The sequence below is a fragment of the Photobacterium aquimaris genome (assembly GCF_002954455.1).
Taxonomy (GTDB): domain Bacteria; phylum Pseudomonadota; class Gammaproteobacteria; order Enterobacterales; family Vibrionaceae; genus Photobacterium; species Photobacterium aquimaris.
The window spans coordinates 1,743,793-1,753,058 of sequence record NZ_MSCC01000001.1 but is presented as its reverse complement, the minus strand read 5'-3'; the positions used below and the strand labels follow the sequence as shown (position 1 = coordinate 1,753,058).

The window sequence follows — 9,266 nt, the reverse complement described above, 5'->3', positions numbered from 1 at the left end:
ACTGTTGCCGATAAAGAAAATAAGAAAGCCGTTGGTGGTCTATTATTCTCTGTTGCACTAACAGCGTTCCTAACTGGTATCACTGAACCAATTGAATTCACATTCTTGTTCTTGTCTGCACCTCTTTACTACTTCATTCACGTGCCATTAGCTGGTCTATCATTCATGCTAATGGATTTACTTAACGTGAAAGTGGGTATGACATTCAGTGGTGGTTTCATTGACTTCTCATTGTTTGGTATGTTGCCAGGTCTAACGGGTACTGAGAACCATTGGTACTACATTCCACTATTAGGTCTAATTTACGGTCCGTTATACTTCTTGTTGTTCCGTTGGTTCATTCTGAAGTTCGACGTGAAAACACCTGGTCGTAAGGGTAGTGCGGTTGCCGTTGTTCGCAAGCAAGATTACCATGCATCAAAAGCTGCTGGTGGTTCTAATGACTCTCAAGCTGATGAAATGATTGAAGCTCTTGGTGGTAAAGACAATATCGTTGATGTAGATGCATGTATCACTCGTTTACGTATCACTGTTAAAGATGGTGATTTAGTAAAAGACAACCAATACTGGACTGAGCATTTAGGTGCAAAAGGTTTAGTGAAAATCGGTAATACAGGTATTCAAGCTATCTACGGTGCACAAGCTGCAGGCTTTAAAGCACAGATTAACGCTAAACTAGGTAAGTAAGAACGCGAATGGGCTTTACATTGAAATACCGGCGCATCGGTACCTTCATGATTGATATGGCAATTGTGCAGATGTTCGCGATGGTTGGTCGCAACATCTATCTTGGAGTGATTGCTTATATTTCAAAGGGTACAGGGATGACGCTTTCGTTAAACGATAGCATCGCTTTACCGGCATTATTACTGTTGTTTATTGGTTTAATGTTGTTATTTATTGGTGTTTTTATGGGTTATCAATGGATCTGTTATCGCTTATTAGGCACGTCATTATCACGTTATCTACTGAGTGTGCAGGTGGTTTCGACAGATGATAAGCCATTGACGAAGCAACGTTACTTAAAGCGTGAGTTTAATAAAATTTACCTTTGTGTCGCAACGTTGGGGTTATATCCACTTTATTGTGGTGCTCAATATTTGGCTTTTTCAAATCCACCTATGCATGATCGTACCAACCATACAACGGTTGTTGAAAGTTGATTTAATGCGTACTTAACCTTGGTGATAGGTATATAAACCGCAGCTATTTCACATTGTGAAGTGCTGCGGTTTTTTTGATCTAATGATGCTAGTAGTAGTTTTAACGACCGTGAATATTTGCAGTGAGCACTGAGAATGAATAGGTGGCCAAATTTGCAACTGGCATAAAAAAGCCAGCACTAGGCTGGCTATCAATGCAGAGAGTCGGTTTATAAAGAGATAAAGAACAGAATTAAAACCGGTACTAATAAACTTAAAATAAAGCCACTGACAATCGCTATTGGTACACAGCGGATCCCGCCACAGTTTTGAATAACTGGTAAGGTAAAGTCCATCGCGGTCGCGCCAGCATAACCAATCGCAGTGTTTGGATAACGGTTAATTAATAATGGGATCATGATCAGTGCTAGTATTTCACGTAGCAATTCATTTAAGAACGCAGCCCCCCCATAAATACTGCCCAAACCATCACCAATAAGAATTCCAGCCAATGAATACCACCCAAATCCAGATGCCATGGCTAAGCCGTTATTAATTGGAATATCGAGTAGTAGTGCAGCAATAACACCGCCTAACAATGATGTTATTAAGATCACCGTAGCAATAATAACCCCTTTCTTATTGAGTATAATTTGCTTGAGGGTCATGCCGCTATTGCGCAGTTGAATACCAATAAAAAACAGTAGCAGTAGTAAAATATTTTCACTGGCTTGTTCTACCCACGACAGATCAACATTGAGCAGTAAGCCGACGATTAATCCAAGCGCCACCACAACCACTAATTTAGCAGATTCCAACCCCATTTTTATAAGTGGTAATTTACGCTGTACATGCGAGGTTGGCGTTGGCCATAATCGATCAAGCCAAGGTAATGCGAGCAGATTACATACCGAAATAGAGATAAAAAAAGTGAAGGTATATAAAAGGATTTGGCCTAAATTCTGACTAAGATTATCAAGTCCTGCCAAACTTAGTCCCATCAGAGCTAAGATCACTAATACTAAACGGCTGGTTTGGGTATTAATAAACTCAAGGATATTGGTTTTTTTTATTGGGATTAAATACCCCAGCACCAATGGTAGAAAAATCAGCAGAATTCCCGATAACATACTTATCCCTATATGTATAAAACTGCGTTGAAATTGTGGCGAATATAACATAAAGCAGTAGAAAGAATATAGATATCAATGGGGAACAGTAGAGGGAAAAGTGTCGAAAAGTGTATATATATGTGTCAATACGAATCGTCTAATCAATGTATTAGACGAACGTAGAGATCTCATTCAAAAATGGTGAGAGTATTAGATACCGCTGCTATTAATAATCTGTTTTAACTGATCATCAAATTCAAATTGTGACATATTAGTTAATTCATACATTACTTCCGCACCTGCAAGATCTAATTCCACTTCATGCTCATCGATGGCGGTATCGTTGGCTTTAAATAAGAGGAAGTGATGTGCCATACGGGCTATAGTTAAATAGCTCATTTCACTATCATGGTGAGTGGTGATTGGATTGGTTGCCACTGTAATATAATCACTATCAAACCCCCATTGCGTCAGTACTATTTTACTGGCCAATGCGCAGTTATCCTGAAAAATATATTTAGCGATATTAAAATCTAAATAATTACCTTGTTTAATAAAATTTGCATATTCGTTAATCAGTCCAAATAAACCAATATCAGCTAATAGACCTGTTAATAAAGCTTTTTCTGGTTCAAGTTTTAACGGTTTATTACTGTGGTTATGCATTTTTTGGCAAATAAGTGCCATTGTTGCCGCAAATTGACGTGAGTGAAAAGCGCTATTTGTAAGTAATTGGTTACATTCAATGTTTTCAATGGTGGTGTTTTTTAATGAATATATAGTTTGAGCTGTAATGATATCTCTAATTCGAAAAATACCTAAACGTGATACTGCCGTGAGAATATCATGACAGGTAATATTACGCCGATTAAAAAGGGTAGAGTTTGCGGTACGAATAATATTAGCTGTTAATACCGGATCATCAATAAATAAACTAGCTACGTCATGGACTGTTGTTTCAGGGTTTTTACATAACCGATTTAGGGTTAATAGTGTATCTGGAATGGATGGTAAGGTTAATCGGTTATAGCGTGCTGCTTTTTTTATTGAATGACAAAGATTCGACTGAATAGCACGAATATGGTGGTGGTTATTGGGTTCCAGCCAAAAAAAGGATAAATGTGGCATTTAATAATTACAGTGTTAAGAGGTGTTATCAGTGTACGCATTGTTGGCAAATGAACAAAGCAGCAGCTGTTGTTTTTTTGACGCAGTTAACGCTTGATTCACTGATAATGACATTATTTTAATTATTAATTAAGTGATGGTTTGCAACAGTTGTAATAAAAAACGGATTGTCATATTCGCGGTTGGATGATGGATTAAAGATTGTTTATATTTTATATCTATCGGTATTACTTCTAACCATCGTTGGCATACCCAAGTTGCATTGTTATAGCTAGTTTTTTGATAAATATTGCTAATTTCTGGTGTTGATTCAAATAAGAGCTTGAGCTTATCCGCTAATGGTTGGCTATCATGATTGATGCTAATCGGTGCCCACTGTACACAGGGCTCATAGGTGGCAGTCAGAAGATTATCATAGGCCATTGTGAGGGTTGAAACAGAAATTGTGTCTATACCTTCCACGATTATTTCTAATAAGCCACTATCTTGGGTGTTAAAATCGATGATCGATACAGTTGTGGCGATAGCGGGAATATGACTAATTGTCTCTGGTTTATGATTTGGCGCAATCATGCCTAGTGCGAATGGTCGTTTGTCTGTCATAGCCTCTGTTACCATTCGAATATCACACACTCTTGAGATAACCAATTTAAGTCGTCCTTCGGGCAATATATGCTTGCTATGCGGTAATAATGCGATGGTATTCATAGTTTATCCTTGTCGTTTTAATCCGTTTACAAAAAATAATAATAAGGTTAGCACGATATATTTAATTGAGAGCAACTATAAAAAAAAGCTAATTGTTAATTTGTTTCATAAATTTTCGATTAAAAATATGGGAGTAATCTCATATTCGAATGCTTGCAGTATCATCTATTGTTGCTATGAGCATAAAATGGCTCGTCAAATCATTGACACTGAAGATGATAAATATTGGGTATGTTTTTAGTTGTTATGGATAATATCTGGAGCATGAGTTATGGCGTCAATAAAAGATGATTATTTAAATTATTTATCGAAATTTGGACCTCAAGAAAAAAGATCTATGTTTGGTGGTACAGGTGTTTTTATTAACAGTGCTATGTTTGCTATTGTGACGCCGTTCTCGATGTATATTCGTGGAGGGGATGCACTTGACGATAAATTAACAGCTGTGGGTTGTGAAAAGTTTAGACATATAAAGAAGAGCAAAACAGCAACAGTAAATTATTATGAAATTAAAAATCTATTTTTGACCGATCAAGCATTATGTAATCAGTTTGTTGAAGAGTCGATTGCCTTTTCTTGTCGAGATAAACATTTTAAATCTTCTGAATCAAATCGTCGTTTACGTGATTTACCTAATATGCGTTTAACCCTAGAGCGAATGGTAAAAAAAGCAGGGGTGCAGGATGTTGATACTTTTTTTAATGTTGGTGCTGTGAATGTATTTCGTCGCGTGTGTGAACACAATGGCCAAGAGTTAGATCATAAATTATTATGGATATTTGCAGGTGCTATTCATGGTGGTCATTGGCAATTATTGAGCGAAGATCATAAGCAACAGTTATTAGATGAGTATCGCCAACAAACACTATAAATTTATAGCTGACTAATAATAGAAGTCTATTTAGATGATGTAGCTGAGAATAAACAATTTTTTTGTTATGCTAGCAACAATTATGTTGTCGTGGCTAAATTATGCAATTATCGAAATTGTCAGGTTCTATTCTTTCTGGATTACATTGTTTCTTGATTGCCGCTGATCATATGAGTTTTACGCGTGCTGCTGAGACTTTATGTCTAACTCAGAGTGCCGTCAGCCACAAGATTAAAAACCTTGAAGAAATATTAGATGTGCAGCTATTCATTCGGCAACATCGAAAGCTAGTATTGACTGATGAAGGTCAGCGTTTAAAGCAAGTCCTAGCATCGAATTTCGGTGATATTATTCATGAAATTCGTGATTTAAAAAGTGCTGAATTAAGTGGCGATTTGACAATTTCAGTGCCACCAACTTTTGCACAAACATGGTTAGTTCCCCGTTTAGCTTCTTTTATAGATAAATACCCTAATGTACGTATTCATTTAAGAACGCGGAATGATTTAGTTGATTTTCAAACAGAAAGTTATGACTGTGCTATTTATTTTGGTAATGGTGAATACCCTAATTTAGCTGTCGATAAACTACTTGAAGAAAGAATGTTTCCTGTATGTAGCCATGAGTATGCGATTAAATATCAGCTCTATCATCAGCCTGAAAATTTAATTCATTGCCTATTGCTGCATGATGCGGCGCCGTGGGCGAGGGCTGGGCGTAATGATGAGTGGCAATTCTGGGCGCAACATTTTAAGGTTGAATTACCTGATAATGGTTGTACTTTTGATCGGGCTGATTTGGCGATTAAAGCGGCAACAACAGGTATGGGGGTGGCGATGGCAAGACAATCTTTTGTGGCAGAACAACTCGCGAGCTCTCGTTTAGTTTCTCCTTTTGATATGACTGTGAATTCTGCGCACAGTTACTATGTGGTTTGCCGTAAAGATATGCAGACCTCACCTAAAATTAACGCATTTAAAAATTGGCTGTTTAGTGAAATTAATAGTTAATTATTAGTTTGATAGCAATGTTCAAAAAAGGCGCATCACGCGCCTTTTTTTGTTGTCATGCGTTATATGCATTTAATGTTTTATTTTATCAGTTCATTGCCAGATAACTCACCTTTTTCAAAGCTTGATAAGTTTTCTAATGTTGTTTGTGCAATGCTACCCAGTGCTTCTTCAGTTAAGAAGGCTTGGTGACCTGTAAATAATACGTTGTGGCATGATGATAAGCGGCGGAAGACATCATCTTGAATTATGTCGTTAGATTTATCTTGGAAGAATAAATCTTTTTCGTTTTCGTAAACATCGACTCCTAACGCACTGATAATACCACTTTTAAGTGCTTCAACAGCATCTTTAGAATTGAGCAAACCACCACGACTGGTATTAATAATCATCATTCCGCGGCGCATTTTGGCAAATGCTTTGTGGTCAAGCATATGGTAATTTTCTTTGCTCATTGGGCAATGAAGAGTGATCACATTTGCTTGTGCATATATTTCATCGAGTGTGCAATAAGTCACGCCTAATTCAATCGCAATTGGATTTGGATAAGGGTCATAAGCAAGAATATTCATGCCGAGCCCTTTTAAAATGCGAATTGTTGCAATACCGATTTTACCGGTACCGATAACACCGACAGTACGACCGTGGAAGTTATAACCAGTCAATCCTTCTAGAGAGAAATTTGCATCACGTGTGCGTTGATAAGCACGATGAATACGACGATTAAGGCTGAGCATTAGCCCTAATGTGTGCTCTGCAATAGATTCAGGTGAGTAAGCTGGAACAGTAACAACCTGTAAATTTAGCGCTTTTGCTGCTTCAAGATCGACACGATCAAAACCAGCACAACGCATAGCGATAATATTCACCCCTTGCTCGGCTAATATTTTGAGTACAGGTTCGCTAAGATCGTCATTGACAAAGGCACAAATAGCATCAAAACCTTCAGCCATTTTAGCAGTGTGATGATTGAGCTGAAAATCAAAATAAGTGAGCTGTTGATGGAATTTTTTATTTGTATGAGCAAATGATTTTTGGTCATACCCTTTGGTGCTAAAAACAGCTATTTTCATAATATCACTCCATAAACACTGTTTGTTATTCAGTCATTATTAAGTATAAAACGTTAATATCTGACCAACATACACGATTATTATGTGATCACGATAACAACTTTGTTGCAAATAGCAAACCATTTGTATGACAAAATAGCCGCACTAAAATAATGGTTATTGTTATACTGCTGTGATTTAGTGGTTCATGCTATGATTTAGGTTGTTTATTGCAACTTACTTTATTTTGGGATTCAATATGTTGAAAAAAATTCTTGCCGGTGCAGGCGCTGTTGCGATCATTGCTTGTGGGCCACTCGCTACAGGCCAAATTGGGCAGAGTATTTATACTGGAGCGGTAAAAAATTATCATAGCCCTTATATGTCGATCACAACTAAAAGTTTTGAGCGTGGGTATTTATCCTCAAATGCTGTGTCTCGTATTGAGCTTAAAAATCAATTAAAAGCAGAGTTTGCAGAGCAAGGATTACCAACAGTATGGCTAGTAAAGCATCATATTGAAAATGGCTTTCTTGGTGTCAAATCTACCAGTGAGTTTGTGATTGATAAACAAGCAGCCCCATTAGTGAATCAAATTTGGGGTAAAAATGTTGCACCAATGCAAGTGGTTACAGATTCTGGTTTTACTGGAACGACCCACTTTACTCTGACTGTTAACCCAATGGATTATATTCATAAAGAGGGTGGTAGTGCTATCAGCGATAAGTTTGTCGTAACGGGTGAATTTGATCCTGAAAATAGTAAGAGTCAATTTAGTTACAATCTACCTGCATTAACTATCACTACTGCAGATAAAGAAAGCATGGTCGTTAATAATATTAACGGTGAAGGTCAAGGCCAAATGCAAGGTAACTTTTGGATTGGACATCAAAAGTTTAGTCTTGAGAAAGCAAAGTTTACCGCGGCAGATCAGCAGCATCTTATTGCCATTGATGGGGTGAATGTAGCCATGAACAACAGTTTGAGTCAGCCAAGTGGTGAGAAAAAGCCAACAGAAGCAACTCAGCAAGTCACCAATACCAATACTATTCAAGTAGCTAAATTAACCACCCTTGATGGGCAACATTACCAAGATATTGCCTTTAAATTAGCACTTAAAGATCTAAATTATAAAGCGATTAGTCAATTAGCGTCGATGGAACAATCACCACAAGCAGCACAAGATCCGGCGCAAATTAAGCAGGCGATGTTAGCTTTAGATTTATTGATTGCTCATGGCGCAAGTATTGATTTATCACAGCTAAGCGTTAAAACGCCACAGGGAACAGTGAATGCTCAAGTATTACTAAACGTTAAGCCAGGACTAGAGCATGCATCAACCAATCTGACTGCTGTGACTGATCAATTAAGCGGCAATATTAATATTGTTATTCCAGAAGCGTTAGCTGCTAAAGAGCCATTATTAGCGGCCAAATTACCGGTGTTAGTGAATCAAAAAATTGTCACTCAACAAAACGGTAATTATCAGCTTGAGGTGAAAATTGTTGCTGATCAGCTAGAGTTTTCTTCAGGTGCCAAACTACCATTAGCAATGATGGCACTATTACTGCATTAATTTTAATGTAGTACGTGAGTTAGATAAAAACGCTTGCTATTTAGCAAGCGTTTTTATTTATATGAATTAAACAATAATTATCATCGACTTAGGTTTTTTTATTATAAAAATGTTAAAAAATGAAGGTTGATATTTAGTAAAATTAAATATTTAGACTTAACTTAATATTATCAGTACAGGTTTATTTTAATTAAGATTTCAAGGGATTAAACCTGAACGACGACAGAATAACGTACGTGGGGGAAGGTATGGAATCATTAAAAGTAAAAGACTACATGAATGTTCGTCCTGTTACATTTACCGAAACGATGCCACTATCTGGAGCACTGGATAAGCTACTTACGGCTAAACAAATTGGTGGACCTGTGGTTAATGAACATAAGCAAGTGGTGGGCTTTATCTCTGAACAAGATATGATCCATAAATTGCTTAAAGTCGGTTATCACTGCCAAGATAGCCATACCGTTAGTGAGTGCATGCGCACTGATGTATTGACCGTTTCTGGTGAAGATACAATCATTGCGTTAGCTGAAACTATGATAGGGCAAAAGCCTAAAATTTATCCTGTTGTTGACGATGGTCGTTTAATTGGTGTGATTACGCGTCGTGATGTATTAACGGCGATTAGTAATCAAATTGGCGCTTGCTTTAAGCATCCATTGTGATC

The 9,266-nt window shown here is 37.3% G+C and carries 10 protein-coding genes; 6 read left to right on the top strand and 4 right to left on the bottom strand.

Annotated features, from left to right (window positions below; translation table 11 throughout):
- Positions 1-687: glucose PTS transporter subunit EIIB (locus BTN98_RS07685; protein ID WP_167390203.1), on the top strand; the 687-nt coding region annotated here is incomplete at its 5' end.
- 8 nt (positions 688-695) lie between these two features.
- Positions 696-1,163, top strand: a complete 468-nt coding sequence (locus BTN98_RS07680; protein ID WP_061000071.1) for an RDD family protein — start codon at positions 696-698, stop codon at positions 1,161-1,163.
- A gap of 209 nt (positions 1,164-1,372) precedes the next feature.
- On the opposite strand, the gene BTN98_RS07675 is transcribed toward BTN98_RS07680, so the two are convergent.
- The 3 genes from BTN98_RS07675 to BTN98_RS07665 form a co-directional block, all read right to left on the bottom strand.
- On the bottom strand, positions 1,373-2,272 hold the full coding sequence (locus BTN98_RS07675) for a LysO family transporter (protein ID WP_061000073.1): 900 nt from the start codon (positions 2,270-2,272) through the stop codon (positions 1,373-1,375).
- Between the two features lie 192 nt (positions 2,273-2,464).
- Positions 2,465-3,382, bottom strand: a complete 918-nt coding sequence (locus tag BTN98_RS07670) for an HDOD domain-containing protein (protein ID WP_061000075.1) — start codon at positions 3,380-3,382, stop codon at positions 2,465-2,467.
- 129 nt (positions 3,383-3,511) lie between these two features.
- Positions 3,512-4,090 carry an LON peptidase substrate-binding domain-containing protein gene (locus BTN98_RS07665; protein ID WP_061000076.1) on the bottom strand — a complete coding sequence of 193 codons (579 nt, stop codon included), beginning with the start codon at positions 4,088-4,090 and terminating at the stop codon, positions 3,512-3,514.
- 271 nt (positions 4,091-4,361) lie between these two features.
- Here BTN98_RS07665 and BTN98_RS07660 point away from each other — a divergent pair, with 271 nt between their 5' ends.
- Together BTN98_RS07660 and dsdC are read left to right on the top strand one after the other, a co-directional pair.
- The gene (locus tag BTN98_RS07660; RefSeq protein WP_061000077.1) at positions 4,362-4,961 is read left to right on the top strand and encodes a TfoX/Sxy family DNA transformation protein; all 600 of its coding nucleotides are present in this window, start codon (positions 4,362-4,364) and stop codon (positions 4,959-4,961) included.
- Between the two features lie 101 nt (positions 4,962-5,062).
- Complete coding sequence (gene dsdC, locus BTN98_RS07655) at positions 5,063-5,971, top strand: DNA-binding transcriptional regulator DsdC (protein ID WP_061000078.1); 909 nt, start codon at positions 5,063-5,065, stop codon at positions 5,969-5,971.
- A gap of 80 nt (positions 5,972-6,051) precedes the next feature.
- On the opposite strand, the gene BTN98_RS07650 is transcribed toward dsdC, so the two are convergent.
- Positions 6,052-7,044, bottom strand: coding sequence for a 2-hydroxyacid dehydrogenase (locus BTN98_RS07650; RefSeq protein WP_061000079.1), 993 nt, complete (start codon positions 7,042-7,044; stop codon positions 6,052-6,054).
- Between the two features lie 238 nt (positions 7,045-7,282).
- Here BTN98_RS07650 and BTN98_RS07645 point away from each other — a divergent pair, with 238 nt between their 5' ends.
- Together BTN98_RS07645 and BTN98_RS07640 are read left to right on the top strand one after the other, a co-directional pair.
- Positions 7,283-8,599, top strand: coding sequence for a DUF945 family protein (locus tag BTN98_RS07645; RefSeq protein ID WP_061000081.1), 1,317 nt, complete (start codon positions 7,283-7,285; stop codon positions 8,597-8,599).
- A 248-nt stretch (positions 8,600-8,847) separates the two neighbouring features.
- Complete coding sequence (locus BTN98_RS07640; RefSeq protein WP_061000083.1) at positions 8,848-9,264, top strand: CBS domain-containing protein; 417 nt, start codon at positions 8,848-8,850, stop codon at positions 9,262-9,264.
- Positions 9,265-9,266: the final 2 nt, after the last annotated feature.